Raw genomic sequence first — 15,489 nt, 5'->3', positions numbered from 1 at the left:
CTATGCACTGAATGCTGCTTACGACTCGCGTTTAGTTTGCCTCTGCGAGCGAAGGTCATCCCTGCACAAATTAAGGAAGTAGTAAAGTTCGGTTCATTTTCGAAATATGATACAATAAGTGCATTGTTTTTTGAAGCAACCAACTCGAAGGCCACAGGAGGACGACAGCATGCCGATTCGTAAACCTCACCTTATCTCCATCGTCATTATTATGGCCCTACTCATTACATCCGGATGCAGCAGCAACAACGGAAACCAATCTAACCACGCAGATACGGATGCAACAGGCAATGCTGCAAGCAGCGGGCCGGCAGTAACGGAACCCGCCCCAGACCCGGCAAACAACTCCACATCTCCATCAACCAACAATGGAGATACGGCCAGTGGACAAACCGATCCGGGACAGGGCAATCAGCCTGCGGATGACAATGATGCGAATACAACAGCTCCTTCGGAGAACACGACCGCACCAGAGCCTGATCCCAATGCCACGTCTGATCCACAGCCGGTCAAGAAGCTTTATAAAATGAATAAAGTATACAGCTTCGTTCCGATCGACAAAGCGACTACGAGCAATAAGATGGTTCTGCTGACCTTCGATGACGGCCCGAAAGAAGACAAAATGGTCAGCTCTCTGCTCGAAACGCTCGACAAACATAAAGCGAAAGCAATCTTCTTCGTGAACGGATACCGGGTGAAGAAACACCCCGAATTGCTCAAAAAAATAGCCGATCGCGGGCAAACGATCGGTAATCATTCTTGGGATCATATTGACTTAAAAAAAGAATCACAAGCTTCGGTAAAGAAGCAGATCGAGGATGTTCAGCAAATCGTGAAGGAAGTAGTCGGCACAGAGCCGCAGTTCTTCCGCCCTCCCTTTGGTAACGGCAATGACTACGTAAAAGGCCTTGTCCGAGATCATGGCATGCTCTACATGACTTGGTCCAATGGTTCGCTCGACTGGGATAGCAGCACAAAGGATAAGCCGGACAAAGTTATTGCCAATGTACTTGAGCAACTTCATCCCGGCGTGAACATCCTCATGCATGAGCTGCCCTGGACGACGGAAGCACTCGATACCTTACTTACGAAGCTCGAGAGCAAAGGTTATGGCTTCATTGATCCCGCTACAATTGACTTGGGGCTGGAGGAACAGCCGCAGACCGCAAAGTAATGCGATGATATTGTGCCGGTGCCATCAACCGAATGGGCAATCTGGATGTACCATATCCACAACTGACAAACAACCGGGGTCCGCTGGCTCCGGTTGTTTGTTGTGCGGAGAAGTCGAACCAGCCGCGCCAATAATCAGAGTCCTCTCGTCCGCGCAATACAGGACCAATGTACGGTAATGCAATTTGACCGCCGTGCGTATGGCCGGACAGAATCAAGTCCACTTCTTGCTTCTCTTCTACGCTCATTCGGTCGACAAGGATGGGATCATGTGCCAGTACGATCGTAAACAAGTGAGCACTGCCGGCGGCCGCTTCCGGCTCGCTTAAGGCCATATCCAGACGGTCACGCTCCAGGCGGGGATCATCCACGCCTGCCAGCCGAATGCGGCTGCCGTCTCTTTGTTCCAGTACAACAGCTTCATTGATGAGCAAGCGTACCCGCTCTTCTGTCAGCATGACCTCAAGCGGCCTCATATCTTCGTCGTAATCGTGGTTGCCGTACACCATATAGATAGGCGCAATTCGTGCAAGCTGCTTAATATTGCGTCGAGTCCTGGCAAGCGGTACTCTCCGCTCCCTCAGATCACCGCCAATTAACACCAAATCAGCTCCACCATCGGCCACAATCCCATCGATCATTTCATCCGAGATACGTCTTCTATGAATATCAGTTATAAGCAGCAAGGTCGTACCGTCGAAAGACAATGGCAGTCGATCCAACGTAACGGTTTGCTGGTCCAATTTATATTTATAAGATGTCCTCACTAATACAGCAGCAAACAGCACCATGGCCGCTGCCGCTGCCGAAATCCAAATCGTCATGGAAACGAAGCACCACCCTCTCAATGGATTTAGTCGCCAAAACGGTTACTCAAACTGCTTTCCCCAAAGAAGGAGTCCTACCAATAAGAGTACGAAAAGTAAAATTAGGATTTTGTAAAACCAGCCTGCCCTCTGCTGCTTATTAGAAGGATGTAATTTCCTTCTGGACGGCAATGGAACCTCGCTGCCTGCAGCTGCTTCGGAAGCAGCAAGTTCCGCCTGTTTCTCCGCAGCGACCCTCGAAGTCGATTTCCTGCTGCCAAATTTCTGAACTCTGCTCATTCTTCCCTCCGGAAACGGATTACGAAGCCCATAATCATGTCAATCAGAAAGTGTGCCAATATCGGCGCCCATAAAGTGCCAGTTTGGATATAGATCCAGCCTAACGCATAGCTGATGGCAAATACAAGCCCTGTCGGAATCCAATGTTTCAAATAACGCACATGAATGGTTGCAAAAATAATACTTGTCCAATAGGGGCCGAACTGGTGTTGAATCGCGCCTCGGAACAACGTTTCCTCACAAATTGAAACTATGAAGGACAACACAACAACATGCCAAATCGCACGATCTTTGAAAATGCGATTATTTACACCGCCGTCATCGTTCGCTTCTTCAGGTACAAATCTGGCCGAAAGGAAATCAATTGCAATGACCGCAGCAGCCAAACCAGCTCCGAAATATAGAAATTGAAGCCCTTCCGGGAAAACAAATAATAAAAATGGATTTCGATGCTGAAAAAATAACCATATGAAACCGATAACTAAAGTAATCGCCTGTGTGGCATACAAATTGATCAAGAGCATCCGATCATCAATCTGATCTATGCTCACCGGTTTTATCTTCAACTTGCGTATGTCAAATTTTTTCATATCCAACTCCCTGCTATGCTATGAAAGGTTCATATTTCCTTTTCAAAGGTTTTCCCCTATACTAGTAGGACGATCCAATCAAGTCCCAGAATTCGACAAACACTTAAAGATTAAACCTTGTATTTACTAGCATTTTGGCGAAATATCGGATGAAGGAGATTAACATGGAGAAACGACTGACTCGTACTGAAATGCTCTTTAGCTTAGGCTTCCTATTCATGCTCGTTTTCGCCGTGGCAGCCTTTTTCTACGGCGTGAAGATAGGCTCTGACAAAACCGAAGCGAAACTAATTGAGAACGCCAAACATCTTAGCAGTAACAAGAATGCAAGTGTCGGTGCCTATCAACAACAGGATCTCGTATCATTCTATCATACTGTATTTCTGCCTTATCGTGAATTTCAATCGAACTGGTTCGAGACCATTCATAAGCTTTCCTCTCAGCAGTTGACGGATATCAGTTCCGCTATGAAAGAATTATCGAACGTAGCCGAGCAGAAGTATGAAGAGGCTGAACATGCATCTGTGCCGAAGAGCTCGCCGCTTCTCGAATCTGCTCAGCTCCAGTTGCTCAAGGGCTTGCGTATGTTCAGTGAAGCCGCGCAGCGCGGTGCCGGATCAGCCAAGGATATGACCAATGCAGATCTAGTGAAAGCCTTAATGAAGGACGCCTATTACACACAAGGTGTGAAATTCGTTATGGCTGGTCAGCAAAGTTACTATAATGCAATGTTGAAATGGAGTGCTTCGGTTAACCCGAACATTCCGGACCATTACGATGTGGCTTCGGTTCTAAGCATCCAACAATGGAAGCCGCTGCCGCTGACCATCAAGAATAAGCTGATGGCGGATATGTTGAATTCCCGCAAAACGCTGGCTTCGTTCTACCCGCAGGATCTGACCTCAAGGGTCGATCAGTTTATCGTTTCCGGACAAGCCAGCAGCATGAAGATGAAGACGGTTGATTCCATCGTCGATTTGCTGATCAGCACGGAGGCTGTGAGATCAGGCGATTTCAGCGACAGCAAAGCCGAGCTGTACGCCAAAGAACTGCTTCCACAGCTGCCTTTCTTCTTCCCGGAGCAAGAATAAGACCTTAATCGTATTCAAAGCCATCCAACGAGGATACGGCAGCCATTCCGCCAATAACATTGGTGAGGTTGCCGTATCCTCTTTCACTTAAATAGCGGCAGACGGCAGCACTTCTTACGCCATGTGCGCAAATAACATATACCGTTCGATCCTTTTGTAAGGCTTCCGAGTTTTCCTGGAAAGTCGATAGTGGCATTAGCGTACTGTTATCTAGATGATAATAGTTCCATTCATCCAATTCTCTGACATCAATGATTTGATCAGACGAGAGCTTTCCCTCGCGCACAAGCGCCTTAAACGGCTCTGGTTCGATATTGCTCCATTGTTCCACAAGAATGCCCCCTTTTTACGGTCGATCATAACGAAAATTTCACATTTGGGCAAGTTTTAATCATTGCAATTTGAGTTGCATTTGCATTAAAATAGTAAACATTAATGTAGCCTGGTTCTGTTGGTCCATCCGGTACAACAATAGCTTTGACGTGTGATCGTGTGACAGACCCTCGCCTAAGCTGCTGCGCTATGCGGCATCTTAACGAGGGTCTTTCACTTCTACTATACATCCATCATACAAACGCTCAGGAGGCAACCCACCATGTTTAAAGTATTGGTCTCAGATCCAATCAGCGATCTAGGCATTCAGAAACTTATGGATGCAGAGGATGTCGTTGTCGACAAGAAGCCTGGATTAAGCGAGGACGAGCTCGTAGCCATTATCGGCGAATACGATGCCCTTCTCGTACGCAGTCAGACGCGCGTTACACCGCGCATTATGGATGCAGGTAAATCGCTTAAGGTTATCGGTCGCGCCGGCGTCGGAGTGGACAACATCGACTTGGAAGCAGCTACACAACGCGGAATTATCGTTATTAATGCACCAGACGGCAACACCATCACAACTTGCGAGCATACTTTTGCAATGATGATGTCGGTTGCTCGTTTCATTCCACAAGCCTACTTGAAGACTGTAGGCGGCGAGTGGGATCGCAAGTCGTTCCTAGGTGTCGAATTACGCGGCAAAGTGCTTGGCGTACTCGGTATGGGCCGTATCGGCAGCGAAGTTGCCAAACGCGCGAAAGCGTTTGACATGGAAATTTGGGGATACGATCCATTCCTCACAGAAGAACGTGCTGAGAAGCTTGGCATTCGTCTCTCCAGCGTAGATGACATCATACGTAACGCGGACTTTATGACGGTTCATACGCCGCTTACTCCTGAAACGCGTCACATGATATCTCGTGCGCAATTCGAAGTGATGAAGAAGGGCATGCGCATCGTGAACTGCGCACGCGGCGGCATCATCGACGAGAACGCGCTCGTTGAAGCGATCGATCAAGGAATCGTAGCCGGTGCAGCATTCGACGTATTTGAAGTTGAACCTCCTGCTGCCGATCATCCTTTCCTGAAGCATCCGAAAATCATCGTTACACCGCATCTTGGAGCGTCGACAGTTGAAGCTCAAGAGAACGTGGCGATTGATGTATCGGAGCAAGTGTTGAACATCCTTCGGGATAAGCCGTTTATGAATGCGGTCAACATGCCTCCGATCCCGGCAAACGTGCTGAACAAGCTTCAACCGTACTTCGGCCTTGGCGAGAAGCTGGGCAACTTTATCGCTCAATTGACTGAAGGTGCCGTAGAAGAAATTACGGTTAGCTATGCAGGCGAGCTTGCTGAAGTCGATACACAGCCGCTGACGCGTTATGTTGTACGCGGCGTGCTTTCCCACCACCTGGGTTCGGATCAAGTCAATGTCGTTAATTCCATGCATCTTGCTAAAGAACGCCATGTGAATATCGTCGTACAGAAGTCGCATGAAGCGCGTGACTTCACGAATTCCATTACGGTTACCCTTCGCTCCAAATCAGCAACTCGCCTTGTAACAGGTACGATGTTGACTGGTTATGGACCACGAATTGTACAAATCGATCGTTTCCCTGTAGATGTTGCGCCTGAAGGCAACATCATCTTGATCTCACATAACGACAAACCGGGTATTATCGGTAATGTCGGCATGCTGCTTGGAAACAACAACGTTAACATCGCAACGATGCAAGTTGGTCGCGAGCTTGTTGGCGGTTCTGCAATCATGGTGTTGACTGTAGACAAAGGCGTGTCCAAGGACGTTATCGCCGAGCTGGTCAAACTGCCTGATCTGAATAAAGCAAAAGAAATTAATCTCTATTAATACAAGAAGCTCCGACCCTTTTCGAGGGTCGGAGCTTTTTTATGCAAGCAGCCATCATGAAAATGTTTCACGACAAACAAGATTTCTCTACTTCCTTCAACAAGAACCGACTTTCCCGATCAACTAATCCCGACTAGTTGCATTCTAACATAAGTCGAATCATACCAATGTGCACGAAGCTCAATGCGATGACCGCTTCGGCCGGAAGCCCAATGAAACGGGACGGAGAAATATTCATAGCGATTCGTTTGCTTCCAGTCATTGCGCTGCAGAGTACGCGTTGCGAGCACGGCACCCGAATCGTCTGCATCGACAACTTCGAGCCTGATTACGTCAGTTGTGCCGCTATTGTTATCCACCATCATTTTCCAAGTGGCGATGTTATCCCCTATCGGTGTATTGGTCGTATACGGACCATATTGCATGTAATCCGGTCCGTCTAAGCTGGTGGAAGCCGACCACCCATCGCCGTCGCTGCGACCAATCACATGACCGATTCCGCTATCCGACATCCCCCACTTCAAATCAAAGCCACCGTCATTCTCATTGGCAATCAGCGCCCTGCTTGTAGGATTCGTCCGATAATAGATGAAGTTCTCGCCGTCTACCGCTAAGAAGCTCGGTCCATCATTTCCGAACGTATTGTCTGTCTGAGGCAAAATGTTATTTTGACTAAACTTGCTCCAGTGCAGCAGATCAGTCGAGCTCGCAACGCCGGAAGACCATTTGGCCGTGTTATAAGGTGGATCCTCACTGCCTTCATAGGTCATATAATAGGTGCTGCCTACTTTGACGATATCTCGATGACCTGCTGTTCCAGCCTCCCATGTACCGGGTACGGTATCGATTACCGGGTTTCCGGAGTATTTGGTCAAGGATGTCAGGCTCGTTCCCGTTGCAACGCCTATGCGGCAATCTGAGCCGTCGTAGCCATGATAAAACAAATACCACGTACTGCCTTCTTTAAAAAGCGACGGAGTTCCAATATTGACGCTTTCCCAGCCTGTAGAATTATGCGTTAAAATTTGACCTTGCTTGGAGAAATTGACGCCATCCGTCGAGGTTGCCAAGCCGATTTGTCCGGTCGATCCGGATCCTGTTCCTTCATAGACGAGATAGAAGGTGCCGCTGTCGTACCATACGCCGGGAAACGTAGCAAACGAGTCATCCCATTGTCCAGGCGACCCTGCCGTCAAAACAAAGCCGTTATCCGTGAAATTGACACCGTCGGTTGACTTAGCCAAGCCGACGCCGCCTTTGCCGAACGCATCCCATTTGATGTAATACGCCCAAATTTCGCCATTCACTTTGAGGGTAGATATAAAATGCATCGAGAACGAGGTCCCAATAAACGGATTGATTTTATCCAGCTTAATAAATGCCTGATTGTCCATCAAATGCGACATGTTGGATGCGATATTCGAGGTTGTCACATTACTGGAGGAAACTGCCGCAGGGCCAATATCCGTTGCAGCCGAGTTATAGTCAGAACCATTGACAAATACAACGCTCTTAGTGGTCGTGCTTCCGTTTGTAACTTTAATGTTGTCGTACTGAGCGGAATAAGTTTGGGAAGGACTGTCATTCTCCCCGACGATATCCCATTTGGACGAGGTTTTGCCAATCATGGAGGCTGGAACCGCGAGCTTGCGGTGGTACCATTTGTTAGTGGCATAAGCGGAGATATTGGCGTTGGGATGACCGCTAATATTATTCTGATCCCTCCAGACGGATGTTCCGGTATCTCGGAAATAAGTCCCGTCGGTGTTCATAATTTCGATGCCGCCGGCGCCATCGATTCCATTTGAAAGCTTCACGTCATATTCGATGTAATCCCCGGAAACAAACGTATAGGCTTTGTTCGATATTCGTTTGTAGATATACTTGTTCGCTGTGCTGCTGGCGTCATTCGTGACACTGATCGAAACGATATCGCCGCCTGCCCATGGATTGGCGCCTGCTGTTGCCGTCGTTGCAAACATGCCGGTCATCAAGACAGTGGATAGGAACAGCAGGACCCATTTCTTCATCTCATTGGCAATCATAAACTTCCTCCTTTGAAGTTGAAGTGAATGTTGCGTTACACCATGATGCCATGCAAGCTCAGTTTAATTTAGTATAATTTGACCAGTCAATATAGCCTTATATAGCAACCAAGCTCTTTATTGCAACTTTTTTTTGGAGACGTTTTATGCTTGTAAACACACTAAAAAAGCTGCCCCTTAGGAGGAGCAGCTTCTAAATGGTTATAGAACAGGCAGCAGAATGGTAAAAGTAGTACCGGCTCCCATAACACTTTCCGCCTTGATTTGACCGCGATGAGATTCGATAATGTTCTTCACAATGGCAAGACCGAGTCCTGTTCCGCCTGAAGCCCCGCGTGTGCGCGCTTTATCTGCTTTATAGAATCGTTCAAAGATGAACGGAAGGTCACCTTGCGGGATCCCCTCTCCCTCATCTGTTACTTTAATTTCTACAAAAGCCTTCTGATCTAAGATTACATTTCGCGCACTGAGCGTGATGGACGCCTGCTTAGCTGTGTGGCGAATCGCATTGTCCAGCAGGTTGGTGAGCACTTGTTCCATTCGATCCTCGTCTGCCTGCGCGATGACGAGCGGCTCAGAAGGGAGCTCGATGTGCAAGTGAATGTCCTGCTCCTTCGCAAGCACTAAAAATTTGCGATGGACTCGTTTGAGAAGTCCGGTCAGATCCGTCTCAACCAGCTTCATCTCAATGTGACCGGCTTCCATTCTGGCCAGATCGAGCAAATCTTTCACGAGGCGCCCCATGCGCAGCGATTCCTCATAAATCACCTGCGCAAGCTCCTTACGCTCCTCAGGTGAAGCCGCAATATCATCAAGCAATGCTTCACTGTAGCCTTGCAGCATCGATAATGGCGTCCTGATCTCATGCGAGACATTGGCAACGAAGTCACGGCGAAGCTTCTCCAGCTTCGTCTCTTCCGTTACATCCCGCATAACCGCAACCGCTCCGCGAACGGTATGATTGGATTTGAGCGGTGCCATTACGACTGACCATACACCGCTCTGCACATGCACCTTATCCGATAAATCCCGACCTTCCCGCAGCACTTTGCGGTAAAGGTCAAACATCGGCTCCGGCACCTGCGTATGTGAGCCGATGTAATCCTCTGTCCACTCCAGCTCATTCCACTTGTCGATCAGCTTCTGTCCATGTGGATTAGCCAGTATGATCTGACCTTCCGCATCGAAAGTCACGACCGCATCAGCCATGCTGCGATGGACGCTCGCTAAGTGATCCTTCTCGTGGTTCAGGTCATGAATCAAGGTATCCAGCTCAGAGGCCATATTATTGAACGTATTAGCCAGATCGCCGATCTCGTCGGTCGAGCGAATGGGTACTCGTGTACGGTACTCGCCTTGGGAGATCAGATCAGCCGCTTTCTTCAGTTGAAGCAGCGGCTGGGTGATTTTGGTCGAGAGGAAGAACGCAAAGAACGTCGATAATAGAAACCCGATGATTGCCGTGTAGACAAACAATACCTTGACATCATGCGAGTTTTTGAAGGCAATGTCGATATACTGCAGAAGGAACATCCCCAGTATGAGCAAGACGACTGCCACAAGCGCGATAATCGTAATCCATAGTTTCCCGACAACACTGCGCCAGATCATCACTTACTTTGGCACCTCAAGCTTATAGCCTACGCCCCAGACCGTCGTGATCATCATCGCAGCTTCCGGAGAAACTTTATTCAGCTTCTCGCGAAGTCGTTTGACATGGGTGTCTACGGTACGAAGATCTCCGAAAAATTCATAGTTCCAGACGTCTTTCAGCAATTCTTCTCGGGAAAATACTTTATCCGGCGAAATCGCCAAGTAATGAAGCAGCTCATATTCCTTCGGTGTTAAGCTGACCTCTTGTCCGCCTGCCATAACACGATGCGCGTCATGTTCAATAATGAGATGCGGGAAAACGATATTATTGCTCGTCAGCGCTTCCTTAGTCAAGAACGCGGTAGCAGACGAACGGCGCAATATGGCTTTTACGCGATAAATGACTTCGCGAGGGCTGAATGGCTTCACAACATAATCATCAGCACCTACTTCGAAGCCTTGAACGCGGTTCATTTCCTCGCCTTTAGCCGTCAACATAATAACGGGAGTTGCTTTTACCTGACGAAGTCTGGAACAGACCTCTACGCCATCAATACCCGGCAGCATGACATCAAGCAGAATCAGGTCAAACTCGCCTGCCGTTGCAAGGCGCAGTGCTGTTTCACCGTCCTCGGCCTCCTCAATGAGATAGCCTTCCTTTTCCAGATACATTTTGAGCAGCCTGCGAATCCGTTCTTCGTCGTCAACTACAAGAATGCGGTGAAGTTCTTCAGACATGTCCGTTGTCTCCTTTCAAATCTTGCTAATCATCTTTAAACGCCTGCGTAGGAGTGCAAGCCGACGAGGACCAAGTTAACCCCAATCAGCGTAAACAACACGATGACAAAGCCGATAACCGCAAGCCATGCCGACTTGGAACCGTGCCAACCACGGGAAAGCCGCAAATGCAGATAGGCCGTATAGTACAACCAAGTAATAAGCGCCCATACTTCTTTCGGATCCCAGCCCCAGAAACGCGACCAGGCAATATAAGCCCAGATCATTGCGAATATAAGCGCACCTAACATGAAGATCGGATAACCGATTGCAATGGCACGATAACTGATTTCATCGATATCATCTTCGTCGATATCATCCATCAGCGGATGAATGGCAGCCCCAATCCGCTTGCGCAAGACAAGGCGCAGAAGTCCATATAGTATGGCTCCGTTAATGATCGACCACGTAATCGTGTTCAGCTTCCGTGCAGCATTGACACCTTTCATCCAAGACGGTGTTTCCATCAGCGGTTCATTAACGCCAAGGAACGAATCAACCGATACATTTTGGCTGTTGTATGGCTTGAAGATCGGTGGAAGGGAGTATTCAACGGTTTCCGTCGTCGTACTCTCAATCCCTTTATCATCAATGACAACATTCTCTTGCTTGAACGTCGCTTCATAGCCTGCACCACGGAACGAGAAGACCGATCCGATAAAAGCAATGATGATAACGATGACAAAAAGTGTAAATTCGACCCAGCGTTGTTCGCGTCTGTCTTGTGGACTTGTTTTCTTGAAGTCAACCGTACGAAGCAGGTACATCAGTCCTGCAGCAAAACCGACTGCGAAGAAGGCTTCGCCTGTTGCAGCTGTCGTAACGTGAACTTTAAGCCAAATCGATTGCAGTGCCGGGATGAGCGGCTGCACTTCTTGCGGGAAGACCGCTGCATAAGCAACGATAATAACCGTTAAAGGCAGTGTAAACAAACCAAGCAGCGGTTTGCGGTAAATCGCATTGACGATGATAAAAGCAAACATGATCGCCATTGCTAAGAAAGTCATAAACTCATACATATTACTGGTCGGGATGTGACCTCCGCCGATCCAGCGCGTAATAAAGAAGGTTACATGAGAAGCGAATCCGAGTATCGAAACCCCATAAGCGATCCGGCCCCAGCGGCGAATATGTTCTTCCGGCTTCCGGTTGCTCCATTTGCGACCAAGAGCGGCAACACCATAAAACATAAATCCAAAGCAATACAGAAAAAATGCGACAATAAACGCGTCGCTGCTAAAATCAAGCAAACTCACGATTTGTTCCTCCCGTTATCGAGCGACTTCGGCTCTACGACGACGCCTAAACCGCGCAACGCGGAAGCGACCTCGGCACGCATGCCGTAATTGTTCTTGTTCGTATGTGCGCCTAACGTGACGCGGCCGCCGTCAATCCGAAGCCAAATTCTGCGGTGATGCCAATAAGATCCTAGCAGCAGTCCAAACATCGAGATGCCGGCCCCTACCCAGATATAAGGCATCGCCCGATCTGAGCGAATATTGAGCGAGGTCATTACACCAGCGAACTCAACGCCTTCCATTGATGGCACCTTCAGCTCAAACCTTTTAGCCAATTCACCATTAATGAGATCCTGACTAAATCGCGCTTTGTCGGTCTGTTTCGGGAAGTACATATACGGCTCGCCATCTGCCGCCAAATCCGGGCCTTTCAGCACGAATACAAACGCCGGCGCATTCGGCTCCTTGGATTTCGTCGTCGGCTTGCCTTCCGAATTCAGTGCAAAATCCATATACGTCTGACGGAGTTCAAGCGTATAAGGTCCAAGTGAATACTTCAGATCCGGATTCCGCATGACGAGATCGATGGGTCCGTAAGTTTGACCTGTCTTATGATCGATCAGGACCGGGTGAACGGCTTTAAGCTTCGGCGTATCGTCAAAGCCAAATTGATAAGCTTTGATGCCTTTATAGGAAAGCGGATCATTCACAATGATATTGTGATGCTTCACTTCCTTCAGCTGCGGCTGTTTGGAAGGATCATCGCAATCGGCTTCGCATTCATACAGCACGGCTTTCGTCTCATAGAGCTTAGCACGAGCCGTTCCTTTCAGCGATTCCGGAAGCTCTGCATCCGTATAATAGTCGATCGTAAACTTCTCGTTCTTCACGTAATAGTTCGTTTCAGGGATTTGAACCGTTTCCCCTTCCGACACCGTTACGTAATTGTCCATTGCCCAGCCCGGAAGCGTGCGAAGCAGTACCGCGAGCAAGAACACAATCAAACCGATATGATTAATATAAGGACCCCAGCGGCTGAACCGATATTTCTCCGCCAGCAATGCATCGCCTTCATGATGGACCTTATAGCGCTTGCGCTTTAGCTCCTTAGCCATAGCTGCGGTCCAATTCTCTGCTGAGCCTTCAATATCACTGGTGAATACCGTCTTCTGTCTGGTCAAGAAGGTGTTATGCTTGCGAATTTGCTGCTTCTTTAGTGCCCGGTAGAGCGGCAGCACGCGATCAAGACTGCAAATAACAAGCGAAGTCCCGATCATAACCAGCAATCCGATAAACCACCACGACTCATACGTGTTAGAGAAGCCGAGTTTATAATACCATTTACCGATCCAACCATAACGTTCTTCATAATACGTCGTAGGATCAAATGAGATAAAGGCATTCTCTTGTGTGAAAATCGTGCCGATCATGGCCGCAATCAGCGTAATCACAATCAGTCGAACGGCAATTTTCACGGAGGAGAAAAAGTTCCAAACACGGTCAATCGGTGATGGATTGGTCTTCTGCGAGCGACGGGCAATGCCGTCGTACCGCATCTCAAGAGGCGCATCGCTTTCTGCCTCTTCGCCATCGAGCGGATTGCCGCAGTACTCGCAAAGCACGGTTCCAACCGGATTCTGGTGACCGCATTCACATTTCGTATTTTCAAAAGTCAACATGCAAAAAACCTCCTTCGACTAGGACTGAAGCAATTTCTCGATGCGCTTGTCCATGTCCGCTTCCGCCATCGGTCCGACAAAGATGTCTTGAATCGTTCCATCCGGCTTCACAAAGAAGGTAGTGGGATACGACTTCAAACCGTACTTTCGCTGTACGTCGTTGTTCTCGTTAAGCAAGATCGAATAGCTGACATCGAACTGCTTCACAAAATTAGTGACCGTCAATTTGTCCTCGCCAAGATTAATCCCGACAACTTCAAACGGTTCGTCCTTATGCTTCTCGTACTGGGCTACCAAATCCGGCGTTTCCGTAACGCAGCCCGGGCAGTAAGTGCCCCAGAAGTTGATGACAAGCGCCTTGCCTTTGAAATCTGCGAGTCGGTGTGTCTGGCCGTCCATGCCAAGCAGGGCGAAATCCGGCGGCTTCGAGCCTTTCCGCGGAAGCCCATCGTGAGAGCTGAACAGCGCATTTCCGATCGCATAGCCCCCAAGGAGCAATACACCTAGAAAAATAACCAGTTGAATGAGTCTGCGGTTCGATTTCATAATTGTTCGTTAGTCACCGCCCGTTCTTATGCTGCAATTTGCTGTAATCGAATACTATCATTATAACGAAAATTCGACGGCAATTGAGGTTGCCGTCGCTCGTTATTTTTGAATTTTATGTGTCTTGACAGCCGCAGCTTTCAGCTCTTGAACCTCTTTAGGCGTTAAATGTCGGAACTTTCCACGCGCCAAACCATGTAATCCCAATTCACCGAAACGTACACGGCGAAGCAGCAATACCGGATGATTAATCGCATCGAACATACGTCGAACCTGTCTGTTACGGCCCTCATAGATCGTGATCGTAATCGTTGCCGTATTCTTCTCCGTATTCACGTCGTGATACTCTACCTCTGCAGGTGCAGTCATTCCGTCCTCAAGCAGAATGCCTTGCTGCAGCCGCTCCAGCGCCGTGCCATGCGGTACCCCTTTAACAGTAGCCCAATAAGTCTTCGGTACGTGATGGCTTGGATGCGTCAATAAGTTCGCAAACTCGCCGTCATTCGTAAGCAGCAGCAAACCTTCCGTATCATAATCAAGCCGGCCTACAGGATAAACGCGCTCTGTAATACCGGGCAGATAGTCCGCCACAATCTTCCGTCCCTGCGGGTCACTCGCACTTGTAATGACTCCTTTGGGCTTATGAAGCATCAAGTAAAGCTTGTTTTCACTCTGGATACGGCGTCCCTTTACCGTAATGATATCCACGGCGGGGTCTGCTTTAACACCCAGTGTAGTAACTGTCTCCTCATTGACCTGAACTTGTCCGGACAAAATGAGCTCCTCGCATTTGCGGCGTGATGCGACGCCCGCCTGCGCTAAAATCTTCTGTAAACGTTCCAATGAATTTCACCTCACCCACCATCATACCCTAAATGACAGGTGGAAAGAAAGTAGACAACAAATAAGCCCGTAAGAGCGATGCACCGTTCGGGCCGCACTCCATGGGGCTTTATCCTTACAAGTTAGCCAAACACCATTAAACAAATAATAATTGCAGCGAAAAATCCTACTAAATCTGAAAACAACCCTACTTTAAGTGCATATTTACTGCGCCTGATCCCTACTGCTCCAAAATAAACCGTAAGTACATACAATGTCGTATCCGTACTGCCTTGGATCGTTGACGAGATCCGACCAATCATGGAGTCGGGTCCATACGTCTTAATCAGCTCCGTCGTGAAAGCAAGCGATCCCGCTCCGGTTAGCGGCCTTAGCAGTCCGAGCGGTAAAACCTCACTTGGAATTCCCAAGCCATCGAACAATGGCCTAATGAGCGAAGCCATCATATCCATTGCGCCTGATGCCCGAAACATACTGATCGCTACCATCATGCCGACTAGATGAGGAATAATGTTAATGGCCGTACCGAAGCCATCCTTAGCGCCTTCAATAAACGTTTCATATACGGGTACGCGTTTAAATGCGGCATAGAGCGGGATAAACACAATCATGAACGGGAT

General features: G+C 48.5%; 15 protein-coding genes. 3 read left to right on the top strand and 12 right to left on the bottom strand.

Going from position 1 to position 15,489, the window contains the following annotated elements:
• Nucleotides 1–169: 169 nt before the first annotated feature.
• The gene (locus AC506A_RS01960) at nt 170–1,174 is read left to right on the top strand and encodes a polysaccharide deacetylase family protein (RefSeq protein WP_495459319.1); all 1,005 of its coding nucleotides are present in this window, start codon (nt 170–172) and stop codon (nt 1,172–1,174) included.
• On the opposite strand, the gene AC506A_RS01955 is transcribed toward AC506A_RS01960, so the two are convergent.
• From AC506A_RS01955 to AC506A_RS01945, 3 genes are read right to left on the bottom strand one after another with little or no spacing between them, the layout of a single operon-like run.
• Nucleotides 1,128–1,997 carry a metallophosphoesterase gene (locus AC506A_RS01955; RefSeq protein ID WP_495459318.1) on the bottom strand — a complete coding sequence of 290 codons (870 nt, stop codon included), beginning with the start codon at nt 1,995–1,997 and terminating at the stop codon, nt 1,128–1,130. The genes AC506A_RS01960 and AC506A_RS01955 overlap by 47 nt on opposite strands.
• 45 nt (nt 1,998–2,042) lie before the next feature.
• Nucleotides 2,043–2,279: a hypothetical protein gene (locus AC506A_RS01950; protein ID WP_495459317.1), complete on the bottom strand. Its 237-nt coding sequence runs from the start codon at nt 2,277–2,279 to the stop codon at nt 2,043–2,045.
• Entirely contained in the window at nt 2,276–2,869 is a 594-nt protein-coding gene (locus tag AC506A_RS01945; protein WP_495459316.1) for a CPBP family intramembrane glutamic endopeptidase, read from the bottom strand. The genes AC506A_RS01950 and AC506A_RS01945 overlap by 4 nt, the downstream gene beginning before the upstream one ends.
• Nucleotides 2,870–3,033: 164 nt before the next feature.
• Between AC506A_RS01945 and AC506A_RS01940 the strand changes: the two genes are divergently transcribed.
• Nucleotides 3,034–3,960 carry a hypothetical protein gene (locus AC506A_RS01940; protein ID WP_495459315.1) on the top strand — a complete coding sequence of 309 codons (927 nt, stop codon included), beginning with the start codon at nt 3,034–3,036 and terminating at the stop codon, nt 3,958–3,960.
• 4 nt (nt 3,961–3,964) lie between these two features.
• Here AC506A_RS01940 and AC506A_RS01935 read toward each other — a convergent pair whose 3' ends face one another.
• A complete protein-coding gene (locus AC506A_RS01935; RefSeq protein WP_495459314.1) occupies nt 3,965–4,291 on the bottom strand; it encodes a rhodanese-like domain-containing protein in 327 nt (108 codons plus the stop codon).
• Nucleotides 4,292–4,555: 264 nt separating this feature from the next.
• Here AC506A_RS01935 and serA point away from each other — a divergent pair, with 264 nt between their 5' ends.
• Nucleotides 4,556–6,148 carry a phosphoglycerate dehydrogenase gene (serA, locus tag AC506A_RS01930; protein WP_495459313.1) on the top strand — a complete coding sequence of 531 codons (1,593 nt, stop codon included), beginning with the start codon at nt 4,556–4,558 and terminating at the stop codon, nt 6,146–6,148.
• A 119-nt stretch (nt 6,149–6,267) separates the two neighbouring features.
• On the opposite strand, the gene AC506A_RS01925 is transcribed toward serA, so the two are convergent.
• The 8 genes from AC506A_RS01925 to AC506A_RS01890 form a co-directional block, all read right to left on the bottom strand.
• A complete protein-coding gene (locus AC506A_RS01925) occupies nt 6,268–8,193 on the bottom strand; it encodes a glycoside hydrolase family 130 protein (protein WP_495459312.1) in 1,926 nt (641 codons plus the stop codon).
• Nucleotides 8,194–8,394: 201 nt separating this feature from the next.
• Nucleotides 8,395–9,807 carry a HAMP domain-containing sensor histidine kinase gene (locus tag AC506A_RS01920; RefSeq protein WP_495459311.1) on the bottom strand — a complete coding sequence of 471 codons (1,413 nt, stop codon included), beginning with the start codon at nt 9,805–9,807 and terminating at the stop codon, nt 8,395–8,397.
• Nucleotides 9,808–10,524 carry a response regulator transcription factor gene (locus AC506A_RS01915; protein WP_090976783.1) on the bottom strand — a complete coding sequence of 239 codons (717 nt, stop codon included), beginning with the start codon at nt 10,522–10,524 and terminating at the stop codon, nt 9,808–9,810.
• 35 nt (nt 10,525–10,559) lie between these two features.
• Nucleotides 10,560–11,819, bottom strand: a complete 1,260-nt coding sequence (gene ccsA, locus AC506A_RS01910; RefSeq protein ID WP_495459310.1) for a cytochrome c biogenesis protein CcsA — start codon at nt 11,817–11,819, stop codon at nt 10,560–10,562.
• Nucleotides 11,816–13,480: a cytochrome c biogenesis protein ResB gene (gene resB, locus AC506A_RS01905; RefSeq protein WP_495459309.1), complete on the bottom strand. Its 1,665-nt coding sequence runs from the start codon at nt 13,478–13,480 to the stop codon at nt 11,816–11,818. The genes ccsA and resB overlap by 4 nt, the downstream gene beginning before the upstream one ends.
• A gap of 18 nt (nt 13,481–13,498) precedes the next feature.
• Nucleotides 13,499–14,026, bottom strand: coding sequence for a redoxin domain-containing protein (locus AC506A_RS01900; RefSeq protein ID WP_495459308.1), 528 nt, complete (start codon nt 14,024–14,026; stop codon nt 13,499–13,501).
• 102 nt (nt 14,027–14,128) lie between these two features.
• Complete coding sequence (locus AC506A_RS01895; protein WP_495459307.1) at nt 14,129–14,869, bottom strand: pseudouridine synthase; 741 nt, start codon at nt 14,867–14,869, stop codon at nt 14,129–14,131.
• A gap of 122 nt (nt 14,870–14,991) precedes the next feature.
• Complete coding sequence (locus tag AC506A_RS01890) at nt 14,992–15,480, bottom strand: spore maturation protein (RefSeq protein ID WP_495460943.1); 489 nt, start codon at nt 15,478–15,480, stop codon at nt 14,992–14,994.
• Nucleotides 15,481–15,489: the final 9 nt, after the last annotated feature.

This window comes from Paenibacillus sp. N22P23, from assembly GCF_059383735.1.
This window is presented reverse-complemented; position numbering and strand designations above follow the sequence as displayed.

Excerpts from the sequence above, each read along its gene's own strand:
- AC506A_RS01960 (WP_495459319.1), top strand. The coding sequence starts at position 170 with ATGCCGATTCGTAAACCTCACCTTATCTCCATCGTCATTATTATGGCC.
- AC506A_RS01955 (WP_495459318.1), bottom strand. The coding sequence starts at position 1,997 with ATGACGATTTGGATTTCGGCAGCGGCAGCGGCCATGGTGCTGTTTGCT.
- AC506A_RS01950 (WP_495459317.1), bottom strand. The coding sequence starts at position 2,279 with ATGAGCAGAGTTCAGAAATTTGGCAGCAGGAAATCGACTTCGAGGGTC.
- AC506A_RS01945 (WP_495459316.1), bottom strand. The coding sequence starts at position 2,869 with ATGAAAAAATTTGACATACGCAAGTTGAAGATAAAACCGGTGAGCATA.
- AC506A_RS01940 (WP_495459315.1), top strand. The coding sequence starts at position 3,034 with ATGGAGAAACGACTGACTCGTACTGAAATGCTCTTTAGCTTAGGCTTC.
- serA (WP_495459313.1), top strand. The coding sequence starts at position 4,556 with ATGTTTAAAGTATTGGTCTCAGATCCAATCAGCGATCTAGGCATTCAG.
- AC506A_RS01925 (WP_495459312.1), bottom strand. The coding sequence starts at position 8,193 with ATGATTGCCAATGAGATGAAGAAATGGGTCCTGCTGTTCCTATCCACT.
- AC506A_RS01915 (WP_090976783.1), bottom strand. The coding sequence starts at position 10,524 with ATGTCTGAAGAACTTCACCGCATTCTTGTAGTTGACGACGAAGAACGG.
- resB (WP_495459309.1), bottom strand. The coding sequence starts at position 13,480 with ATGTTGACTTTTGAAAATACGAAATGTGAATGCGGTCACCAGAATCCG.
- AC506A_RS01900 (WP_495459308.1), bottom strand. The coding sequence starts at position 14,026 with ATGAAATCGAACCGCAGACTCATTCAACTGGTTATTTTTCTAGGTGTA.
- AC506A_RS01890 (WP_495460943.1), bottom strand. The coding sequence starts at position 15,480 with ATGATTGTGTTTATCCCGCTCTATGCCGCATTTAAACGCGTACCCGTA.